Genomic DNA, 19,739 nt, shown 5'->3' with positions numbered 1-19,739 from the left:
GCCGGCGGCGCGCGATGCTATCGGTTTCCCTGATGGCACGTGCGCCACGCCGTCTGGCCGGGCGCCTGCCGCGCATGTATCGTTGCCGTTATCAGGAGAATTCAGGAACCGGCACGGACATTTGCGCAGCGATCGGCTAACGTTGCATCGGCGCCGTGGTCGCACGCCGACGTCCGTCGCGTGCGTGCCGGCGTTCGACCCACAACCAACAATCGACAAGGAGATCCGGCCATGACGAAGTCTCGCGTGGTTTCGGTGGCAGTGGCAGTAACGGCGTCGTTCGGTCTGCTGTTGACCGCCGCGCCGGCGGCATATGCGCAGGATCCGGCGTCCGCGCCGACGCAGAAGCAACTCGACAAGGCGCAGAAGAAGGCAGCCCGCAAGGCGGCCCGCGCGCGCCACGCGAAGGACCTGAAGGCGATCGGCACGGGCAGCGGCTACCGGCTGACCAACGATCAGAGCAACTATCCGCAGAACGCGGTCGAGAAGGCGCCCGCGACGAAGGCGGCGCCCGCTGCGCCCGCCGCGCCGGCATCGGGCCAGTAACGGCCTGCGTTCGCGCGACGGAAAACGGCGCCGGGTCGAACCGGCGCCGTTCGTTCTCGTGCGTGCCGCGCAGGCGGCGTGCGGCGCGGTCCCGGGCTTCCCGGGAGGGAGCGCCCGCGTTACGACGCGAGCTTCGCGGCGAGTTCCGCGACGTGCTTGCCCTGGTAGCGCGCGATGTCGAGTTCGTTCGCGCTCGGCTGACGGCTGCCGTCCGCGCCCGCGAGCGTGGTTGCGCCGTACGGCGTGCCGCCCGTGATTTCGTTCATGTTGACGAGCCCGCTGCACGCATAGGGCACGCCGACGATCACCATCCCGTGGTGCAGCAGCGTCGAGTGGAACGACGTGATGGTCGTTTCCTGGCCGCCGTGCTGCGTGCCGGTCGACGCGAACACGCTGCCGATCTTGCCGACGAGCGCACCCTTCATCCACAGGCCGCCGGTCTGGTCGAGGAACGTGCGCATCTGGCCGGCCATGTTGCCGAAGCGGGTCGGCGTGCCGAAGATGATCGCGTCGTAGCTCGCGAGTTCGTCCACGGTGGCGACGGGTGCGGCCTGGTCGACCTTGACGCCGATCGCCTTCGCCTGGTCGACGGGAATGGTTTCAGGCACGCGCTTGAGCGTGACCTCGACGCCGGGCACCGATTTCGCGCCTTCCGCGACGTGCTGCGCCATCGTTTCGACGTGCCCGTAGGACGAGTAGTAAAGAACGAGTACCTTGGCCATGTTGCGAATCTCCGAATAAGAAGGCCCCGCGTTCAGCGGGGCCCGATGTTCCGAACGGGCGTCATGCCCACTCGGCCGTCACTTCGACCGGACGCAAATCGAATACCAGCACTTCGGCATCCTTGCCATCCGTGAACGTCAATACCTGCTCGTCGCGGATACGTGCGCCGTCGCCTTCGCCGAGCGTCACGCCGTTGACCGTCACGCTGCCGCGTGCGACATGCACGTAGGCGAAGCGGTCCGGTGCGAGTTCGAGCGTGGCGCGCTCGTCGCCGTCGAACAGGCCCGCGTAGATCCGCGTGTCCTGGCGGATCTTCAGCGAACCGCCGCTACCGTCGGGCGACACGATCGGCGTGAGCTTGCCGCGCTTGTCGTCCGCCGCGATGTTCGTCTGCTGATAGCGCGGCTCGGCACCCTTCTCGGACGGCCCGACCCAGATCTGCAGGAAGTGGACGGGCGTCTCGTGCGAGTGGTTGAACTCGCTGTGACGCACGCCGGTACCCGCGCTCATCAACTGGACGTCGCCCGGCACGATCACCGACCCGGTGCCCATCGAATCCTTGTGCTCCAGCGCACCGTCGAGCACGTACGACAGGATTTCCATGTCGCGGTGCGGGTGCGTGCCGAAGCCGCGGCCCGGCGCGACGCGGTCGTCGTTGATGACCAGCAGGTCGGAGAAGCCGACTTGCTTCGGATCGTAGTAATTCGCGAAAGAAAACGTGTGACGGGAGCTGAGCCAGCCATGCTCGGCACGGCCACGTTGGTTTGCTGCACGAGTCTCGATCATGATTTTTTCCTGGATTTGGCCTGCCCTCGGAAGTGGGGCCGGCTGTTCGTTGAGATGAATCTTAGGTCAATCGATTTGACAAATAAATGGCTGTAGAGATAATGACTGTCACTTTGAGGTGGACAATATGGAACTCAACGACCTGAGGATCTTCGTCGCGACCGTCGATGCGGGCAGCTTCACGGCGGCGGCCGACCAACTGATGCTGTCCAAGCAGTTCGTGAGCCGGCGCACGATGGCGCTCGAGGCAGCGCTCGGCGTGCGTTTGCTGCATCGCAATACGCGCAATCTCGCGGTCACGGAATCGGGGCACGAGTTTTATGCGCGTGCGCAGCGGATCCTGGCCGAGGTCGCCGACGCCGAGCAGGCGATGTCGGTGCGCAGCACCGAGCTGCACGGCTCGCTGAAGATCAGCGCGCCGCTGTCGTTCGGGATCACGCATGTGTCGCCGCTGATCGCCGAATTCCTGTCCGCGCATCCGGCCGTGCGGCTCAACGTCGACCTGACCGACCGGCGTGTCGACCTGATCGGCGAGGGCTTCGATCTCGTGCTGCGGATCGGCACGCTCGAGGATTCGACGCTGATCGCGCGGCAGCTCGGCGCGTGGGAGATGATCGCGTGCGCGAGCCCCGCTTACCTGAAGCGCCACGGCACGCCGGCGACGCCGGCCGACCTCGCCGGCCACACGTGCCTGATGTATGGGCGCGAGCGGCGCGTCGGCTGGGAGTTCCGGGTCGACGGTGCGGCGCGCACGTTCGACGTGCAGGGGCCGCTCGTCGCGAACAACGGCGAAGTCGTGCGCGACGCGGCGATCGCGGGGCTCGGCATCGTGCTGCTGCCGCATTTCATCGTCGGCGCGGCGCTCGACAGCGGCGCGCTCGTGCCGGTGCTCGACGCGTATGCGCCGTCGCCGATCACGCTGAATGCGGTGTTTCCGCAGCACCGGGAAGGGTTCGTCACGCTGCGCACGTTCATCGGGTTTCTGGCGGAGCGGTTGGGCGCGCGGGGGTAGCGCGCCGATTGATCGGCGGCGCGCATTCGCGTTAGGCTTCGCCGGGGGCGCGGGCCGACAGCGCATGCCGGGCCGGGTATTTTTACCTCGAACGAATCGGGCACGTACATCGGGCACGTAGCTTCTACTCACCGCCATCCACGACGAGTCCAGTCCAATGACAATGAAGAATCGATCGAATGCTCGCGCGGGCGAGCGAGGGCAGGCTGCACTTCACGGCCGGCATGCGTGGAGCACGAACCTGCGATCCGTCATGATGTTGGCAATGCTTACGATCTCGCCGATTGCCGCGCACGCGGCCAGCTTCGATTGCGCGAAAGCCGTTTCGCCGACCGAAAAGGCGATCTGCGCGGACGCCGGGCTGTCGTCGCTCGACGGCGAGCTGGCGGCGGCATGGAAAAAGGCGCTCGCAAAAGGCGGCGATACGGCCGCGCTGAAGGCCGCGCAGCTGAAATGGCTCAAGCAGCGCGATCGCTGCGGCAACGATGCGTCCTGCCTCGGCGACCGCTATCGCGAGCGGCTCGCGATCCTGAACGGCACGTCGCTTGCGGCCGACCGCTGGCAGCAGACGTGGTATCGCGACAGCGCGAACCCGTCCGTCGGCGGCGTGCTGACGTTCACCGGCACGGCACCGCGTCTTCACTTCGAATTGAGCGGCAACAACGGCGCGAATACCGGCGGACTCAGCGGCGATATCGAATTGCACGGCGACAGCGCCACGTTTCGCCAGGATCGATGCCGGCTCGATTTCAGCCGCAAGGGCGGGCGCGTGCGGGTCGCACAGCAGGGCGGCGATGCCGATTGCGGCGCCGGTGCGGGCGTCGTGTATTCGGGCGACTACGTGACGGCGTCGAAGGCGCAGGCGAGCCAGGCGGCGGATCTCGTGACCCTGAAGGTGCTGGCGGATGCACGGCAGAACGCGATCGCGCACAAGCTGCTGGGCGCCGATTATCAAACGCTCGTCGACACGGTCAACTCCAGCGCGGACGAACAGGATCTCGACGGCCTGAATGCCGGCGTGAAGTCGTACTGGGTACGCGGCATCGCGACGACGAACGCCGCGATCGTGATGCGCCGGGGCACCGATTTGTGGATCGGTCTGCTGGTGTTCGATGCGCAAGACAAGGTGCGGATGCGCTATTACACGAGCGCGCCGGCGTGGAAAAAGACCGTGCCGAAGACCATTCGCGCATGGCATGACAATCTCGACAAGACGCTGCCGGTCGATTTGATGTGATCCGGCGGGCAGGCGCGCCGGCCAATGTGCCCGGCCGCGGATGACGCGTTTGTTACGTGACAATTGTCCACTCAATCGCGACAGCCAATCTTGTTTCGACGGATTGATGATTTTCGGTGAGACAGTAGACTGCACCCGTGCTTCGCCAGAACCGCTCCGCAGCGCGCCACGACGGCGCGACGGGGCGGATTCCTCGGCAGCGGGCCGGCCGGCCCGCCGTTCGATCGTGCGAGGAGGGTTCGTTGCCGATCCGTGGGTTCGCCGTTGCGGCGGCCATCGGCACCGAATGCGTCAAACCGTCAATTCAAGGTGATTGCTATGCGTTACGTTTCGCTGGAGTCGAAGAAGGACGAGCTGCTGCTGGCGGCTCGCGTGCTGATGATGATCCTGTTCGTGCTGTTCGGCTGGCAGAAGCTGAACGGCTTCTCGGGCACGGTCGCGTACATGGCCTCGACGGGCGCACCGTCGCCCGAGCTGTCGGCGGTGATCGCGGTGGCGGTCGAACTGGTCGGCGGCGCGCTGATCGCGGTCGGGTTCTACACGCGTCCGCTTGCGCTGGTGTTCGCGGTCTACACGCTCGCGACCGCGTTGATCGGGCATCGCTACTGGGCGCTGCAAGGCATGGACCAGTATCTCGCGATGATCAACTTCTACAAGAATATCAGCATCATCGGCGGGTTGCTGTTGCTCGCGGTGAGCGGGCCGGGGCGCTATTCGTTCGACCGGAAGTAAGCGGGCGCGAGGCTTCGTGCCGCACGACAGGCCCGGTGCGCGCAATCGCGCATCGGGCCTTGTTTTCATCACGCGCACGTCGTCGACGTGCGATCGAAATCGACATCGGTTGCGTGTTCTCGTATAGATTGGGGGCCCTCACTCCCTTTCATCGTTGGCCACCGTGTCGCATCCGACCATCCTTCTCATCGGCGCGTCCGGCCTGCTCGGCCGTGCGGTTGCCGCATCGCTGTCCCGCGAATTGTCACTGACGCCGATCGGAACGATCCGTAACCCGGACACCGCGGGCGCCCGGCGCCTCGCGTTGCCGCCGGAAAACGTCGCCCGACTCGACGCGCTCGATCAGCCGGCGCTCGAACACCTCTTCGCAACTCGCCGACCGGCCGCCGTGATCATCTGCGCCGCCGAACGCCGCCCGGACGTCTGCGAACGCGACCCGGCCGCCGCGCGTGCGATCAACGTCGACGCACCGGCCCGCATCGGCGCGCTCGCGGCGCGCTACGGCGCGTGGACGCTCGGCATCTCCACCGACTACGTGTTCGACGGCAAGGCCGCGCCGTACCGCGAAGACGCCGCGCCGAACCCGCTGAACATCTACGGCCGCACCAAGCTGGAAGGCGAGGCCGCGTTGCTCGCCGCATCGCCGCTTGCCTGCGTGCTGCGGCTGCCGTTGCTCTACGGGCCGATCGTCGACTGGCGCGAGTCGGCCGTCACGAGCCTCGTGCCGGCGATCGTCGCGTCCGCGCGACCGGGTGCGGATGCGGTCGGGATGGACGCATGGGCGATCCGCTATCCGACCTACACGCCCGACGTCGCGGCGGTCATTCGCGACCTGACGCTGCGCCATCTCGCGGGCTCGTCGGTCACGGGCATCCGTCACTGGTCGGGCGAGGAGCCGATGACGAAGTACGACATCGCGCAGCGGATCGCGGTCGCGCTCGGCGTCGATGCGGCGCTTGCACGGATCGACACGCCGGCCGACGCGACGCCGCGTCCGTACGATTGCCACCTGGATGCGTCGCGCGTGCGCGCACTCGGGATCGATCATGCGACGCCGTTCGCGACCGGGCTGCAAGCCGTGCTGCGCGACGCGCCGCCGCTGCCGTAAGCGCGTCGAACCGTGATGCCGCGACGCATGGCAGCGGTCATCGCAGGTGCACGGCAAGACGCCACGCCGCGCAACATTCCCGCTCGGCGGGGAACGTCGAGGCTGCGGGGCGGTGCGTCGGGTTCGCCGATGGCTTGACGCAATCGAACAATCACGAGAGCAGAGAGCGCCCATCGCGCTACGTCTTCGTATCGGATTCAATCGCGTGCACGACCTCGTGCGTGCCCGTTCCCGGCCAGGCTACCTTCTGGCCGCGTTGCCCGGAGACGTGAAACGTTACGTCATCCATATCGACGCCGAAACGTTGCACGCGCCGCGCGCGGCCAGCGCGGTCGTCAGATCGGGGCCGCGCGCGGCACGAAGCTGCATGCGCTGTTCGCGCGAGTTGCGTGGAACGGGTGCCGCTTCGGCACGTAAACCGCCGCACCGGCGCCGACGCGCGCGGGCTGGCGAAGGCAAGTGTGCGCCGGACCGCAAAAGTCCTCGAACATGACGGATGCGCACTGCTATCATTCGCGCCATGCCGCGCCTGTGCAAGGTGCGGCGCCATGTGTTGCGTGCCGATGCCGTGCGGTTTTCGACGATGGCGTGGCGTTCGGTACACTTCGAAAGCGTTACAGGTCCAGGCAAACGATTCACATATCGCAACACCGATTGGCGGAACTTCGTGATAGGTTCGGCCGTCGGAGGTTTTTTTGAATAAAAACATGCCCAAAGAGGATGAATACATGACCCAGGCCCTGCAGGATCTCGAAGCACAACTTCGGGACCTGAATATCAAGCTGTCGGAAGCCAAGCAGAAGGAGAAGCAAGCCGCACTCGCGGCATTCAAGGAGCAGGTCGAGTTGTTGGGCATCTCGCAGCAGGAAGTGCTGAGCGCCCTCGGCTACATCGTCCAGCGCAAACGCAAGGCGCCTGCCAAGTATTACGATCCGACGACCGGCCGCTCGTGGTCGGGCCGTGGCCCCCGTCCCAAGTGGCTCGAAGGCAAGGATCTCGATACGCTGATCGTCGACCGCGAAGCCAAAACCTGGTGGCCCGGCGACGATCAGGGCTGAGGCTGCCCCGCACCGGCACCGCTCCGGTGTCGTTCGACCCGCGCCGGCGGCGACGCCGGCCTCCCAACACCCGCTTCATCGCGTTCTTTCGGTGTCCCGCCTGACTGCGGATCGCCGGCTTCAATGTCTTTCAAATTTATTACCGACGCTGCCTGCTTCCGTTCCCGGAAGCGGGCAGCGCGGCGCTTTTCGCGTGCGCGCGTCCGGCGCCCGTGATGCGCGGGAACAGGCTTTAGAATGTCGCCCGGACATTTCCGGCAGGACACCATGGCAGCAAACATGAAATCTTCGGCGCTCGGCGATCCGGCGACGCCGCGCGGCGAGCAGGTCGGCGCGTACGCGTGGAAGGCGCTGGCCGGTTCGGCGATCGGCTACGCGATGGACGGCTTCGACCTGCTGATCCTCGGCTTCATGCTGCCGGCGATCACGGCGGCATTGCAGTTGACGCCCGGGCAAGGCGGCGCGCTTGTCACGTGGACGCTGATCGGCGCCGTCGCGGGCGGCATTCTGTTCGGTGCCCTGAGCGACCGCTACGGCCGCGTGCGCGTGCTGACCTGGACGATCGTGCTGTTCGCGATCTTCACCGGCCTGTGCGCGTTCGCCCAGGGTTTCCGGGATCTGCTCGTGTATCGGACCATCGCCGGCATCGGCCTCGGCGGCGAGTTCGGAATCGGCATGGCGCTCGCGGCCGAAGCGTGGCCGGCGAGCAAGCGGGCGCGCGTGTCCTGCTACGTCGCGCTCGGCTGGCAGGCTGGCGTGCTGCTGGCCGCGCTGCTGACGCCGTTGCTGCTGCTCCACATCGGCTGGCGCGGGATGTTCGCGGTCGGGGTGCTGCCCGCGCTGCTCGCGTGGCTGCTGCGCAACCGGCTGCACGAGCCGGAAGTCTTCGTGCAACGCGCGGCGCGGCCGCGGGCCAACGCGTTCCGGATGCTCGTCGCCGACGCCCGCACCGCGCGCACGAGTCTCGGCATCGTGATCCTGTGCTCGGTCCAGAACTTCGGCTATTACGGGATCATGATCTGGCTGCCGACCTTCCTGTCGAAGCAGATGGGTTTCTCGCTGACGAAGTCGGGGCTGTGGACGGCGGCGACTGTCGTCGGGATGATGATCGGCGTCTGGACGTTCGGGCAGCTCGCCGATCGCATCGGCCGCAAGCCGACGTTCCTGCTGTACCAGCTCGGTTCGGTCGTGACGGTCCTCGCATATGCGCGCCTGACGGACCCGACGGCGATGCTGTGGACCGGCGCGCTGATGGGGATGTTCGTCAATGGGATGGTCGGCGGCTACGGCACGCTGATGTCCGAAGGCTATCCGACCGCCGCGCGCGCGACCGCGCAGAACGTGCTGTGGAACATCGGCCGCGCGGTCGGCGGCTTCGGGCCGGTGGCGGTCGGCGCGCTCGCCGCACACTACTCGTTCCAGACGGCGATCGCGCTGCTCGCCGGCCTCTACGTGTTCGACATGGTCGCGACGCTGTTCCTGATCCCCGAGCTCAAGGGCGTCGAACTCGAATGACGACGCGCGGCGCGCGCCGGGATTCGCGACCCGGCGCCACGCTGCGGTTCTATTCAACTTCATCACCGGAATTCACGATGCAACGCAACAACCGAACGATCGGCGTAATGGGCTCGGGCAAGGAACCGTGGCTCGCGTTTTCCGAGCCGCTCGGCGCGTGGCTCGCGCAGGCTGGCTTCAACCTGCTGACGGGCGGCGGCCAGGGCGTGATGCTGGCGGTCGCGCGTGCGTTCGCCGGCGTGCCGGGACGGGCGGGCCGGTCGATCGGTATCGTGCCGACGCAGGCCGATCCGCACGCGGGCTTCGTGCCGCTCGAAGGCTATCCGCATCCGTTCGTCGAAATCCCGATCCTCACGCCGCTGCCGCGCCGCGAACCGGGCGCCGAACCGCATACCATCAACCGGAACTACGTGAACGTGCTGAGCAGTGACCTGATCGTCGCGCTGCCCGGCGGGCACGGGACGGCCGAGGAGATCGCGCTCGCGCGGCGCTGGCGCAAGCCGCTCATCTGCCTCGGGCCGGACGGCGTGTTCCGGGAGCTTGCCGCGGGCGCGACGTGCACGTCGTCGCTCGACGATGTGATCCGGTTCATCGACGCCACGTTCGCGGCCGCGTTGCCGCATGCGGAGCGGGTGCAGCGATAGGGCGGCCGTGGCCGTCGCTGCCCGTCGCGAGCAGCTCCGTCAGCGCCCGGTCTTCAGTTGCGCCCACAACCGGTTCTGGAGCCGGCGGATCTCGGGCGGCATCGGTTTGAGCAACGTCATCTTGCTCAGTACCTCGTCGGCCGGATAGACCGACGCATCGCGCGCGATCGCGGGCTTCACGAACTGGCGCGCGGCCTTGTTCGCGGTCGGGTAGAACACCGCGTTGGTGATCCCCGCGTTGACCTTCGGGTCCTGCAGGTAGTTGATCCACTTCAGCGCGGCGTCGCGGTTCGGCGCGTCCTTCGGGATCACCATCATGTCGAACCACAGCAGCCCGCCTTCCTTCGGATTCGCGAAGCGGATCTCGTACGGACGCTTCGCTTCCGCTGCCCGGCGATGCGCGATGCCGACGTCGCCGGAATAGCCGAACGACACGCACAGGTCGTTGTTCGCGAGATCGTTGATGTAACCCGACGAGTTGAACTGCGTGATGTGCGGGCGCACCTTCTTGAGCACCTCGTACGCGGCGCGGTAATCGGCCGGATTCGTGCTGTTCGGATCCTTGCCCATGTATTGCAGCGTCGCGGCGAACACGTCGACGGCCTGGTCGAGGAACGATACGCCGCAGCTCTTCAGCTTCGCCATGTTGGCCGGGTCGAACACCAGCGCCCAGCTGTCGACCGGCGCCTTGTCGCCGAGCGCTTTCTTCACCGCCTGCACGTTGTAGCCGATGCCGTCGGTGCCATACGCCCACGGCACGCCGTACTGGTTGCCCGGATCGGCGTCGGCGACCATCTTCATCAGCAGCGGATCGAGGTGCGACAGGTTCGGCAGCTTCGTCTTGTCCAGCGGCTGGTAGACGTTCGCCTGGATCTGCTTGGCCATGTAGTTCGATGTCGGCACGACGATGTCGTAGCCGGAGTTCCCCGACAGCAGCTTCGCCTGCAGCGTGTCGTCGCTGTCGTAGTTGTCGTAGCGCACGTGCAGGCCGGTCTGCTTCTGGAAATTCGGGATCGTGTCCGGCGCGATGTAGTCGGACCAGTTGTAGATATTCAGCTCGCCGACCGCCTGGGCGTTCGTGCTGCCGAAGGCGGCGATGCCCGCGACGGACATCATGGCGGCGGTTGCGATGGCGAGGCGAAGGGTGCGGAGTTGCATGGCATGTCTTCCGTATTGGAGCGCGCGGTGCTCGGCGGTTGGCGAGTCGCCGCGCCACGGTTCAAGGGTGGACGTGTGTAACCGGCCGGCATTCGAAACGAGCGCCGGCGCTGCATGATGATCGGGAGTCCATTCGGTCTACGAAGCGAATCGCGCAGACACGATGCGCAGGTCGAACGGAAGGGACGGGGTGCTAAGGCAGGAGCGATGCCACGTCGTCGGTGTGGATCGCAACGAACGCGCGTGCGGCGACGGCGTTGTGACGGCGGACGGAACGGCGGGACAGGATGGTATAGATCGACAGATGCTGGCGAGGACTCTGCCGGCGGTCACTGTCGTCGGCGGACGAGATCGCGACGCGCACGTTGCGCGCATCGCCTCGTCTCCACCGCACCAGCGGGCCACGGATTCTCACGATTACTCTCGACCGGGTTGTTGAAAGTATTGAACACCTGGCGACTTGCGGACGCTTGCCGTTTCGTGCTTCGATCGTCGCGTTTGCCGCGCGGAGATATCGAAGCGTTAAAGCAAAACGAAAGCACTTTGCAAAGTGGAATCGCCGAAACATGACGTTCCTGTGAATCATCAGGTAAATCGCTGTAAGGATGTCTCAGGATTTTCCCTAGTGATTTGAATTCCGTTGGGTTCAGTGGGCGAATGTGAGCGCGCGGGGCGTGCGTGGTGCGCGCCGCTCGGAATGCCGCCGAAGTGACGAAAATATTCGACAGATCGCCGGCGACATTTGCAACATGCGCGGTTCGCGCGCGAAGTCGCGGATATCGGCCGCGATGCGAAGCAATGCGCGTGCAGTCGTCAGGTGACCCGGATTCCCAGATTCTCGATCAGCATCGCGGCCTGGTCATACGAGATGGTCGCGCCGCGCAGCACGCCCGACGCGAGTAGCTTCGGCGTGCCGCCGAGTTCCACGTCGCGCAGGTCGGCTCCATCGAACCGGACGTCGTTCAGATGCGCGTTGCTCAGGCTGCCGCCTTCGAACACGGCGTCGCGAAAGTCGGTGCCGGCGAGATCGGCATCCGAGAAATCGAGCGCCACGAGCCGCGTCTTTCGGAACGAGAAACGGCGCAGACTCGCGCCGACCAGCAGTGTGTTCGAGAACTCGATGCCGAGTGACTTGCATTCCTCGAAGTCCGCACCGGTGAGCCTGCATTCGTCGAAGCGTGCGGAGCTCAGCTTGCTGCGGCGCCAGCTCGTGTTGTTGAGATCGCAGGACTGAAACTGCGCGTCCTCCAGGTCGGCCGACGCGAAGCTCGTCTGGCGCGCGCGGCAGCGAATCCACGCGGTCTGCGCGAGTGTCGCGCCGACGAACGACGCTTCCGCGAGCGCGCAGCGCTCGAATCGCACGCCGCGCAAATCGAGCCGCGAAAGGTCCGCGCCTTCAAGGTCGCAGTCTTCGAGACGAATCGGCGCGGGCGAGCCTTCGACGAGAAGCAGCAAGTCGGCGCGATCGAGCGTTCGGCCGGAGACGGAAACTCCGCAGGTCGTCATGAGGGAATCCAGTGTGAGTTGAAAGGTTCGTGGCCGGTATCGGATGGCATCGGCCGGGTTGCGCGACATCGCGCGCGTTGCCGTTCAGCGCGCCGCCTTCATCCTGGCGGCGACCGGCTTGCCGGTCGGTACGGGCCGGAACGTCCACAGGATGCGCATCTGCGCGCGCATCGCCTGCTCGTCCGCCGGAATCAGGCAGTATGCGAGCCCGATGCGGCTGATCAGCGCGATGATGTCGTCAAGTGCGGGCACCTGCGCGCCATGCAGGGCGACGTATTCGCGGTACGGCCGTTCCAGCACGCGTTGCCACATTGGCGCGACGTTCTCGACGATGTAGCCGAACACCTCCGTGGAGACGCTCGTCGCGAGATAGTTGTGGTGAAAACCGCCGTGATGACGATCGCGGTAGCGCACCGCGAAGCACATGCTTTCCTCGCAATAGGCCTCGAAGTCGTGCTCGAAGCCGGTGAGCGCACGCTGCATCTCGTCGAAGAACGCGGCATTCTCGACGCCAATCACGCCCTGGATCAGTTCCTTCTTCGTGCCGAAATAGCGGTACAGCGTGCGTCGAGAAATGTTCGCGCGACGCGCGACGTCGTCGATCGACAGACGGTCGATCCCGTGCTCGATCATCGTATCGAGCGTCGCGCGCAGGATGGCATTTCGCCCGTCGTTGACGCTGTCCCTCCTGCTGGCGTCGCCCCAGCGCAGTTGCCGATCCATGCGTTTCCTCGATGCCGTGAGTGTCGTGAGTCGCGCGACGTGTGCCGGTGTGCCGACCGAATGCGCCGGTTCGGAATTCTCGCACACGTTGTCACAAATTGATTGATATGTGACATAGCGCGGGACGCATCAACCCGCCCTGCATGTTCTCGAGCGGCGGGCACGAGACGCCGGATTCGAGGGCTTTCATGCATCATGCGGTTGCATCGACCCGTCGAGCAGCAGGGTCGTGCGAGTCATTGCGTCCGCAACCAATCCGGAGAACCGACCGCCATGCATTCGAATCCCTTTCGCCTTCGTCGCGCCCGCCTGCTCGCCGCGCTGACGCTCGTCACCACTGCCGTCGCCGCGCATGCGGCCGACTGGATCGTGTCCGGCAACGACGGCAAGTACCAGCGCGTCGAAGGGCGCGACACCTATCTCGCGTCGCCGCCCGCCGACACGCTGACGCTGCTCGACGCGAGTGTGGTTCCGCCGAAGGTCGTGCTGCAGGTCGATGTCGAGAACGGCATCCAGGGGCCGCCGCAGGCCGTCGCGATCGCGCCCGGCGCGAAGCTCGCGCTGGTCGGCGCGCCGACGCGCTATGACCAGAACGCGAAGCAGCTCGTGTACGACACGTTCCTGCAGGTCGTGAACCTTGATGCGTCGCCGCCGGCGATCACGCGTATCGAACTCGGCACGCACCCGCAGGGGATCGCGATCGACCGGTCGGGCCGGCTTGCGCTGGTGGCGAACGTCGACGGCAGCGTGTCGATCCTGCGAATCGACGGGACGCAGGTGACGCTCGACGGCAACCTGAGGATCGGCAAGAAGCGGCTCGCGGGGATCAGCTTCACGCACGACGGCAAGCATGCGCTCGTGTCGCTGCGCGACGAGCAGGGTGTCGCGGTGCTGAACGTCGACGACGGCAAGGTGACCGACAGCGGCACGCGGCTGAGCACGGGCGTTGCGCCCTATACGATCGACGTGTCGAGCGACAATCGCTGGGCCGTCGTCAGCAACGTCGGGCTCGCGGGGCTGCCGGGCTACACGGGCACGCTCGCGGGCGATGCCGATTCGGTCGCGCTGATCGACGTGTCGCGCACGCCGTTCCGCACGGTCCAGTACCTGACGGTACCGTCGCTGCCGGAAGGCGTTGCGATCTCGCCGAACGGGAAGTGGATCGCCGTGCAGGCGATGGACGGCTCGAACCTGACCGCCGACAACCCGGGTCGCCACAAGCTCGGCAGGGTGGTGCTGTTCGAGATACGCGACGGCCGTGCGGTGCAGACGAGCGACGTGCCGGGCGGCGAAGCCGCGCAGGGCATCGTGTTTACGGCCGATAGCCGGCACGTGATGGTGCAGTTCAACGTCGAGCGCCAGCTCGCGCTGTATGTGGTCGAGGGCGGCAAGCTGCGCGATACGGGCAAGCGCATTGCGCTGTCGGGCGGGCCGTCGTCGTTGAGGACGTTGCCGCGGTGATGTGTTGAAGCGTTGACGGGCTGATCGTGTTCGCGCCGCGCCGACCGGCGTTACGGACGCAGCAGGTCGAATCCGCCGAACACGACCACGCCGCTGAGCGCAATCATCGCGACCGAATGCTGGCCGAAATAGAGAATCGCGGCCGCGAGCCACGTGGTCAGGCAGAAGGCGCCGATGCGGGCCATCGTAAGTTCCTCGAAATGCGTGATGAAGGGTGTGCGTGCCGGAGTCGGCGCGTCGTCATGTCGATGCGGGCGCGGGGCTCGCGCACCGACGGCGCCGGACGGCATCGCGTATCGGGCCCGATCGGGCGGGCGCCGACGCGGATAGCCCGCGCGGCCTTGCCGGAAGCAGCCGGTATGCCGCGGCAGCAGGCCAGCGGGCGATTTTACCAGCGTCGACGGTCGCCTAATCTGGCCCCTTCGCGACAATCGACGGTGCGCGTACGGCAGCCACGGCGCAGGTGCCGTTTCAACGCACTTCGGAGGGCGGGGCTAAAGTTTTGTCCGACGAATGCCGTAAACGAGTTGCAAGGTATCCCTTGTTCAACCGACCCGAGTCGCACACTCATTACGGACCGACACGATGCAGATCGATCTTTCTTCCGCCGCGCAGACTTCGCTCACCACCGGTCAGACGGCCACCGGTGCCGCGTCGACGGCGACGTCCACCGCGTCGTCGCCGACGGGCAGTGCGGCGCCGGCCGACAGCGCGGGGCAGACGCCGGGCGCGTCGGAATCCTCGTTCGAGGATCCCGCGGTCAAGCAGCTGAAGCAACTCATCGAGCGCTTGCAGAAACAGCTCGCGCAAGTGCAGCAGCAAATGGCGGCCGCCGCGCAGCGCGCGAAGAACGATCCGGCCGCGGCGATCGAGCAGCAGACGCTGAGCGCGGAAGCCAGCACAATCTCCGCCGCGCTGTCGACGGCGATCGCGCAGCTTGCGCAGGCGATCCAGAAGTCTGGCGGCTCGACCTCAGGCGGGCTGGTGTCGACGCAGGCCTGACGGCACGGCGCCGCACCGTCGCGCAGTGCGCGGACGCATCGCGGCACGCCACCCCGCGCATTACAATCGCAAGCTCGTCTCCCTCGAAAGGACGGCAGAACGATGAATGCGGAATTCACCGACGACGATCTCATCCGCTTCGACGCGCAAGGCGGCACGCCGCTGCCGGCGGCCGACAACGAGGGATGGCTGGACCACGACGGCGCGCGCATCTGGCACGCGTCGTTCGGTGATGGGCCGCCGGTCGTGCTGCTGCACGGCGGTCTCGGCCACGCCGGCAACTGGGGCGGCCAGGTGCCGGCGCTGCTCGCTGCCGGCTACCGCGCGATCGTGATCGACAGCCGCGGCCATGGCCGCAGCACACGCGACGATCGCCGGTATTCCTACGAACGCATGGCCTCCGACGTGCTCGCGGTGCTCGATGCGCTGCACATCGGGCGCGCGCGCTGCGTCGGCTGGAGCGACGGTGCGTGCGTGTCGCTCGTGCTGGCTGCCCGCGCGCCGGAGCGTGTGGTGGGCGTGTTCTTCTTCGCGTGCAACATGGATCCGGGCGGCACGAAGGAGATGGTGCCGAGCCTGCTGATCGACCGCTGCTTCGCGCGGCACCGCAAGGACTACGCGCGGTTGTCCGCGACGCCGGGCGAGTTCGATGCGTTCGTCGCGGCCGTCAGCGAAATGATGCGCACGCAACCGGATTACAGCGCGGCCGACCTCGCGGCGATCACCGTGCCGGTCGCGATCGTGCAGGGCGAGCACGACGAATTCATCCGCCCCGACCATGCAGCGTATCTCGCACACACGATTCCGGGCGCGACGCTGACGATCCTGCCAGGCGTGAGCCACTTCGCGCCGCTGCAACGGCCGGCGCGCTTCAACGCCGCGATGCTGGCGTTTCTCGACCGGTTGCCGGACTGACGTCCGTATGGCCGGTTCGCGGGCCGCATAAGTTTTTCTTTAGGCTCGCGCAAAATTTCATCGATTGTTGGCAAGCGGCCGGCGGCGGATAGTCCTGCTCGACAGATCGGCTACCGCAGTCCTCACGCGGCGCGGCCGGACCTGTTGTTCACGCAACCATCACAAAAATCGAAGGAACCGCAATCATGCGATTCAACGCGATCCGCATTGCCGCGACCCTGTTCGTCGCCGCGTGCGCCGCCGCCATGGCCGGCCGCTCGGCCGCCGCCACGCAGGACGAAATTCACGACACCGTGACCCGCCACGTCGCGCCGCTGATGAAGCAGTTCGCCATTCCCGGCATGGCGATCGGCGTCGTCGCCGACGGCAAGCCTTATGTGTTCGACTACGGCGTGATGTCGACGCAAACCGGCAAGCCGGTGACCGGCGATACGCTGTTCGAGATCGGCTCCGTCAGCAAGACGCTGACCGCGACGCTCGCGGCCGACGCACAGGAAGGCGGCGAACTGTCGCTCACGGACCCGGCCGGCAAGTACCTTCCCGCGCTGCAGGGCAAGCCGTTCGGTGTCGTCACGCTGCTCAATCTCGGCACGCATACGCCCGGCGGAATGCCGCTGCAGGTGCCGGACAGCATCCGCGACGATGCGGACCTGATGCGCTATCTCGACGCATGGCGGCCTGCGTACGCGCCGGGAACGCGTCGCACGTATTCGAACGTCGCGATCGGGATGCTCGGTTTTCTCACCGCGAAGGCGATGCACGAAGACTTCGCGGTGCTGATGGAACAGCGGCTGTTCCCCGCGCTCGGGATGACGCATACCTACATCGACGTGCCCGCCGCGCGCCAGGCCGACTATGCGCAGGGTTATACGCAGGACGGCAAGCCGATCCGGATGACGGGCGGCATGCTGTGGCAGCCGGCGTACGGCGTCAGGACGACGGCGGCCGACCTGCTGCGCTTCGTGCAGGCGAACATGGGGCTCGTCGAAACGTCGCCGCGGCTGCAGCGCGCGCTCGAACGCACGCATACCGGCTATTTCCGTGCGGGCCCGTTCACGCAGGACCTGATCTGGGAACAGTATCCGTATCCGGTCGCGTTGCCGACGCTGCTCGCGGGGAATGCGCCGCCGATGCTCCACAACGCGACGCCCGCGACCAAAATCGAGCCGCCGCTCAAGCCGCGCCCGGACACGTGGATCAACAAGACGGGGTCGACCAACGGCTTCAGCACGTATGTCGCCTTCGTTCCCGCGAAGCGGATCGCGATCGTGATGCTCGCGAACCGCAGCTTCCCGATCGAGGATCGCGTGAAGACCGCGTACCGGATCGTCGAGTCGCTGCAGGGCAAGCCGTAACCTGCGTCGTGCCGGCCTGCGTGGAATTGCCGACGATCGGCGTGCAGTGTCCGAGAGCGATCCGCGCGACGAGCGAGCGGGAAGGGTGGCGGATCGAAGTGTGATCGCGCCGGACGCCGTGACGCGCACCGGCGCGTTGCCGCCCGAGCCTGGGCTCGGGCATGACGCACATGCTCAGGCGAGCGCGGTGTCGGTGGTGTGCGAGGTCGCCACGCCGGACCCGCTGGAAGAAGACGCACCGGCCAGACGCCGATAGCGCGCGAGCGCCCACAGCGGGAAGTACGCGGTGTAACCGTGATACTTCAGGTAAAAGATGCGCGGAAAGCCCGGCGCATTGTGCGATCGGTGCCACCAGAAGCCGTCGTCCTGCTGCACCGATTGCAGATACGCGATGCCGCGTTTCACCGAGTCGGATTCGCAATCGCCGAACGCCATCTGCGCGAGCAGCGCCCACGCGGTGAAGTTCGACGCGCTTTCGCTTGCGTTGGTGCCGGCGAGCGCCGGGTCGATGTAGCTGTCGTTCGTTTCACCCCAGCCGCCGTCAGCGTGCTGACGCGCACGCAGCCACGCGAGCGCACGGGCGATGTACGGCTGCGACGGGTCTTCGCCTGCGAGCGCCAGCCCGGCCAGCACGCTCCACGTGCCGTAGATGTAGTTCGTGCCCCAGCGGCCCCACCAGCTGCCGTCGGGTTGCTGCGTGCGCTTCACGTAGTCGATCGCGCGCGCGAGCGACGCGCGGTCATCCGCGCGCTTCGTGACGCCGAAGCACAGCAGCACGCGGCCCGACACGTCCTCGGTCGGTGGATCGAGCAGCGCGCCGTGATCGGCGAACGGGATCGCATTCAGGTACATGCGGTCGCAATCGGCGTCGAAGGCCGTGAAGCCGCCGTTGCGCGATTGCAGGCCACGCATCCAGTCGAGCGCGCGCGCGACGCGTGCCGCATACGGGTGCGAGCCGTCCGCGTTGCGATGCGTGCGGCCGCGACGGTCGAGCATCGCGGTGACGACCGCGGTGTCGTCGATGTCAGGGTAGTACGGGTTCGCGTACTGGAACGCCCAGCCGCCCGGTTGCGTGTCGGCGGGCGCGTTCTCGACCCAGTCGCCGCGCAGGTCGTTCACCTGACGCTCGGCGAGCCAGTCGTACGCGCGCGTGATGCGCGCGTCGAGTTCGTCCAGTGCACTCGCGGGTGCGCCGGCTTCCGGCGCGGCCACGCCGCGTGCCTGTTCGAGCGCCATCGTGCTCCACGCGGTGTCCCATACCGGCGACAGGCACGGCTGGCAGTAGACGCTGCCGTCGGGCCGCGTGACCAGCAGCTTCTCGAGTGCGTTCTGGCAGTCACGGCGCAACGGATGATCGTCAGGATAGCCAAGTACGTCCATCATCTGGTAGCTGTAAACGATCGGCGGAAAGATTCCGCCGAGGCCGTCGTCGCCGTTCATGCGCTCCGCGCACCATGCTTCCGCATGCCGGATCGCGTGCTGCCGCAGGCGTTTTGGCAGCAGCGGCTCGACGTGGCGCACCACGCGGTCGAGCGCGAGGAACGCGCGGCGCATCCCGCGCGCGGGCGGGAAGTACTGGCGTTCCTGGTCGGGCGGCGTGACGAACAGCTCGGGAATCGCGATGTTGCGCGGGTTGCGCGCACGCGCCTTCAGCGAGCACAGCACGAGCAACGGCACCATCGTCGTGCGCGCCCAGTACGCGACCTTGTACATCGAGATCGGCACCCACTTCGGGAACAGCACGAATTCGATCGGCATGAATGGCGCCGCGCGCCATGGCACCTGGCCGAACGTCGCGAGCAGGATGCGCGTGAACACGTTCGCGCGTGCGGCGCCGCCGAGCTTCAGGATCGCGTCGCGCGCGCGGACCATGTGCGGTGCATGCTCGCTGTCGCCGGCGGCCTTCAGCGCGAAGTACGCCTTCACGCTGCACGACACATCCGGATCGCCGTCGACGTACAGGTCCCACCCGCCGTGCGTGTCGAGCCGCTGGATCGCGCGCAGGTAGCGCGCCATCTGCGCCTGGCGCGCGTCGTCGATCTTGTCCACGAAATGCATCATCAGGATGTATTCCGCGGTGATCGTCGCGTCGGACTCGAGTTCGAAACACCAGCTGCCGTCAGGCTGCTGAAGACGCATCAGCGCGTCGCGTCCGCGGGCGATCGCGGCGTCGAGCGCGGACCAGTGGGAGGGGGCGGGTTTGTTCATGCGGCGGATCATACCATCCAGCTGGAATGTTTATATCGAGACCACGGGTG

General features: G+C 66.6%; 20 protein-coding genes. 12 read left to right on the top strand and 8 right to left on the bottom strand.

Annotation, left to right across the window (positions count from 1 at the left end; genetic code table 11):
- Positions 1 to 231: 231 nt before the first annotated feature.
- Positions 232 to 546 carry a hypothetical protein gene (locus tag HWX22_RS26775; protein ID WP_059820816.1) on the top strand — a complete coding sequence of 105 codons (315 nt, stop codon included), beginning with the start codon at positions 232 to 234 and terminating at the stop codon, positions 544 to 546.
- 119 nt (positions 547 to 665) lie between these two features.
- Here the strand turns inward: HWX22_RS26775 and wrbA are convergent, their stop codons facing one another.
- Positions 666 to 1,268, bottom strand: coding sequence for an NAD(P)H:quinone oxidoreductase (wrbA, locus tag HWX22_RS26770; protein WP_175911507.1), 603 nt, complete (start codon positions 1,266 to 1,268; stop codon positions 666 to 668).
- A 61-nt stretch (positions 1,269 to 1,329) separates the two neighbouring features.
- A complete protein-coding gene (locus HWX22_RS26765; protein ID WP_059697848.1) occupies positions 1,330 to 2,055 on the bottom strand; it encodes a pirin family protein in 726 nt (241 codons plus the stop codon).
- A 127-nt stretch (positions 2,056 to 2,182) separates the two neighbouring features.
- Between HWX22_RS26765 and HWX22_RS26760 the strand changes: the two genes are divergently transcribed.
- The 7 genes from HWX22_RS26760 to HWX22_RS26730 all read left to right on the top strand — a co-directional run bounded on the left by HWX22_RS26760 (position 2,183) and on the right by HWX22_RS26730 (position 9,361).
- Positions 2,183 to 3,067 (top strand): LysR family transcriptional regulator, encoded by an 885-nt coding sequence (locus tag HWX22_RS26760; RefSeq protein ID WP_175911505.1) that lies wholly within the window; start codon positions 2,183 to 2,185, stop codon positions 3,065 to 3,067.
- Between the two features lie 253 nt (positions 3,068 to 3,320).
- The gene (locus tag HWX22_RS26755) at positions 3,321 to 4,304 is read left to right on the top strand and encodes a lysozyme inhibitor LprI family protein (RefSeq protein ID WP_244135294.1); all 984 of its coding nucleotides are present in this window, start codon (positions 3,321 to 3,323) and stop codon (positions 4,302 to 4,304) included.
- Between the two features lie 318 nt (positions 4,305 to 4,622).
- The gene (locus HWX22_RS26750; protein WP_059449243.1) at positions 4,623 to 5,036 is read left to right on the top strand and encodes a DoxX family protein; all 414 of its coding nucleotides are present in this window, start codon (positions 4,623 to 4,625) and stop codon (positions 5,034 to 5,036) included.
- A gap of 163 nt (positions 5,037 to 5,199) precedes the next feature.
- Positions 5,200 to 6,144 carry an SDR family oxidoreductase gene (locus HWX22_RS26745; RefSeq protein WP_175916722.1) on the top strand — a complete coding sequence of 315 codons (945 nt, stop codon included), beginning with the start codon at positions 5,200 to 5,202 and terminating at the stop codon, positions 6,142 to 6,144.
- A gap of 728 nt (positions 6,145 to 6,872) precedes the next feature.
- The gene (locus HWX22_RS26740; protein WP_175911501.1) at positions 6,873 to 7,202 is read left to right on the top strand and encodes an H-NS histone family protein; all 330 of its coding nucleotides are present in this window, start codon (positions 6,873 to 6,875) and stop codon (positions 7,200 to 7,202) included.
- Between the two features lie 267 nt (positions 7,203 to 7,469).
- Positions 7,470 to 8,717, top strand: a complete 1,248-nt coding sequence (locus HWX22_RS26735) for an MFS transporter (RefSeq protein ID WP_175916721.1) — start codon at positions 7,470 to 7,472, stop codon at positions 8,715 to 8,717.
- A 77-nt stretch (positions 8,718 to 8,794) separates the two neighbouring features.
- Entirely contained in the window at positions 8,795 to 9,361 is a 567-nt protein-coding gene (locus HWX22_RS26730; RefSeq protein ID WP_175916720.1) for a DNA-binding protein, read from the top strand.
- 39 nt (positions 9,362 to 9,400) lie between these two features.
- Here the strand turns inward: HWX22_RS26730 and HWX22_RS26725 are convergent, their stop codons facing one another.
- The 4 genes from HWX22_RS26725 to HWX22_RS26715 form a co-directional block, all read right to left on the bottom strand.
- Positions 9,401 to 10,519 carry a polyamine ABC transporter substrate-binding protein gene (locus tag HWX22_RS26725; RefSeq protein ID WP_175916719.1) on the bottom strand — a complete coding sequence of 373 codons (1,119 nt, stop codon included), beginning with the start codon at positions 10,517 to 10,519 and terminating at the stop codon, positions 9,401 to 9,403.
- A 193-nt stretch (positions 10,520 to 10,712) separates the two neighbouring features.
- On the bottom strand, positions 10,713 to 10,934 hold the full coding sequence (locus HWX22_RS32080) for a hypothetical protein (RefSeq protein ID WP_244135293.1): 222 nt from the start codon (positions 10,932 to 10,934) through the stop codon (positions 10,713 to 10,715).
- A 398-nt stretch (positions 10,935 to 11,332) separates the two neighbouring features.
- The gene (locus tag HWX22_RS26720; protein ID WP_175911494.1) at positions 11,333 to 12,025 is read right to left on the bottom strand and encodes a pentapeptide repeat-containing protein; all 693 of its coding nucleotides are present in this window, start codon (positions 12,023 to 12,025) and stop codon (positions 11,333 to 11,335) included.
- An 84-nt stretch (positions 12,026 to 12,109) separates the two neighbouring features.
- On the bottom strand, positions 12,110 to 12,748 hold the full coding sequence (locus tag HWX22_RS26715; protein ID WP_175911492.1) for a TetR/AcrR family transcriptional regulator: 639 nt from the start codon (positions 12,746 to 12,748) through the stop codon (positions 12,110 to 12,112).
- Between the two features lie 273 nt (positions 12,749 to 13,021).
- Between HWX22_RS26715 and HWX22_RS26710 the strand changes: the two genes are divergently transcribed.
- The gene (locus HWX22_RS26710; protein WP_175911490.1) at positions 13,022 to 14,209 is read left to right on the top strand and encodes a beta-propeller fold lactonase family protein; all 1,188 of its coding nucleotides are present in this window, start codon (positions 13,022 to 13,024) and stop codon (positions 14,207 to 14,209) included.
- Positions 14,210 to 14,259: 50 nt separating this feature from the next.
- On the opposite strand, the gene HWX22_RS32295 is transcribed toward HWX22_RS26710, so the two are convergent.
- Entirely contained in the window at positions 14,260 to 14,394 is a 135-nt protein-coding gene (locus HWX22_RS32295) for a hypothetical protein (protein WP_006750603.1), read from the bottom strand.
- Positions 14,395 to 14,794: 400 nt separating this feature from the next.
- Between HWX22_RS32295 and HWX22_RS26705 the strand changes: the two genes are divergently transcribed.
- From HWX22_RS26705 to ampC, 3 genes are all read left to right on the top strand, one after another.
- Positions 14,795 to 15,211: a hypothetical protein gene (locus HWX22_RS26705; RefSeq protein WP_175911488.1), complete on the top strand. Its 417-nt coding sequence runs from the start codon at positions 14,795 to 14,797 to the stop codon at positions 15,209 to 15,211.
- 102 nt (positions 15,212 to 15,313) lie between these two features.
- Positions 15,314 to 16,126: an alpha/beta hydrolase gene (locus tag HWX22_RS26700; RefSeq protein ID WP_175916718.1), complete on the top strand. Its 813-nt coding sequence runs from the start codon at positions 15,314 to 15,316 to the stop codon at positions 16,124 to 16,126.
- Positions 16,127 to 16,311: 185 nt separating this feature from the next.
- The gene (gene ampC, locus HWX22_RS26695) at positions 16,312 to 17,481 is read left to right on the top strand and encodes a class C beta-lactamase (protein ID WP_175911484.1); all 1,170 of its coding nucleotides are present in this window, start codon (positions 16,312 to 16,314) and stop codon (positions 17,479 to 17,481) included.
- 174 nt (positions 17,482 to 17,655) lie between these two features.
- On the opposite strand, the gene shc is transcribed toward ampC, so the two are convergent.
- Positions 17,656 to 19,701 (bottom strand): squalene--hopene cyclase, encoded by a 2,046-nt coding sequence (gene shc, locus HWX22_RS26690; protein WP_175916717.1) that lies wholly within the window; start codon positions 19,699 to 19,701, stop codon positions 17,656 to 17,658.
- Between the last annotated feature and the right edge of the window lie 38 nt (positions 19,702 to 19,739).

This window comes from Burkholderia sp. BCC1638, from assembly GCF_902833195.1.
Classification (GTDB): domain Bacteria; phylum Pseudomonadota; class Gammaproteobacteria; order Burkholderiales; family Burkholderiaceae; genus Burkholderia; species Burkholderia diffusa.
This window is presented reverse-complemented; position numbering and strand designations above follow the sequence as displayed.

What these genes read in the sequence shown, in the direction of transcription:
- HWX22_RS26750 (WP_059449243.1), top strand. Translation starts at nt 4,623, where the DNA reads ATGCGTTACGTTTCGCTGGAGTCGAAGAAGGACGAGCTGCTGCTGGCG.
- HWX22_RS26735 (WP_175916721.1), top strand. Translation starts at nt 7,470, where the DNA reads ATGGCAGCAAACATGAAATCTTCGGCGCTCGGCGATCCGGCGACGCCG.
- HWX22_RS26720 (WP_175911494.1), bottom strand. Translation starts at nt 12,025, where the DNA reads ATGACGACCTGCGGAGTTTCCGTCTCCGGCCGAACGCTCGATCGCGCC.
- HWX22_RS26755 (WP_244135294.1), top strand. Translation starts at nt 3,321, where the DNA reads ATGATGTTGGCAATGCTTACGATCTCGCCGATTGCCGCGCACGCGGCC.
- wrbA (WP_175911507.1), bottom strand. Translation starts at nt 1,268, where the DNA reads ATGGCCAAGGTACTCGTTCTTTACTACTCGTCCTACGGGCACGTCGAA.
- HWX22_RS32295 (WP_006750603.1), bottom strand. Translation starts at nt 14,394, where the DNA reads ATGGCCCGCATCGGCGCCTTCTGCCTGACCACGTGGCTCGCGGCCGCG.
- HWX22_RS26740 (WP_175911501.1), top strand. Translation starts at nt 6,873, where the DNA reads ATGACCCAGGCCCTGCAGGATCTCGAAGCACAACTTCGGGACCTGAAT.
- shc (WP_175916717.1), bottom strand. Translation starts at nt 19,701, where the DNA reads ATGATCCGCCGCATGAACAAACCCGCCCCCTCCCACTGGTCCGCGCTC.
- HWX22_RS26705 (WP_175911488.1), top strand. Translation starts at nt 14,795, where the DNA reads ATGCAGATCGATCTTTCTTCCGCCGCGCAGACTTCGCTCACCACCGGT.
- HWX22_RS26700 (WP_175916718.1), top strand. Translation starts at nt 15,314, where the DNA reads ATGAATGCGGAATTCACCGACGACGATCTCATCCGCTTCGACGCGCAA.
- HWX22_RS26730 (WP_175916720.1), top strand. Translation starts at nt 8,795, where the DNA reads ATGCAACGCAACAACCGAACGATCGGCGTAATGGGCTCGGGCAAGGAA.
- HWX22_RS26715 (WP_175911492.1), bottom strand. Translation starts at nt 12,748, where the DNA reads ATGGATCGGCAACTGCGCTGGGGCGACGCCAGCAGGAGGGACAGCGTC.
- HWX22_RS26760 (WP_175911505.1), top strand. Translation starts at nt 2,183, where the DNA reads ATGGAACTCAACGACCTGAGGATCTTCGTCGCGACCGTCGATGCGGGC.
- HWX22_RS26710 (WP_175911490.1), top strand. Translation starts at nt 13,022, where the DNA reads ATGCATTCGAATCCCTTTCGCCTTCGTCGCGCCCGCCTGCTCGCCGCG.
- HWX22_RS26725 (WP_175916719.1), bottom strand. Translation starts at nt 10,519, where the DNA reads ATGCAACTCCGCACCCTTCGCCTCGCCATCGCAACCGCCGCCATGATG.
- ampC (WP_175911484.1), top strand. Translation starts at nt 16,312, where the DNA reads ATGCGATTCAACGCGATCCGCATTGCCGCGACCCTGTTCGTCGCCGCG.
- HWX22_RS26765 (WP_059697848.1), bottom strand. Translation starts at nt 2,055, where the DNA reads ATGATCGAGACTCGTGCAGCAAACCAACGTGGCCGTGCCGAGCATGGC.
- HWX22_RS26775 (WP_059820816.1), top strand. Translation starts at nt 232, where the DNA reads ATGACGAAGTCTCGCGTGGTTTCGGTGGCAGTGGCAGTAACGGCGTCG.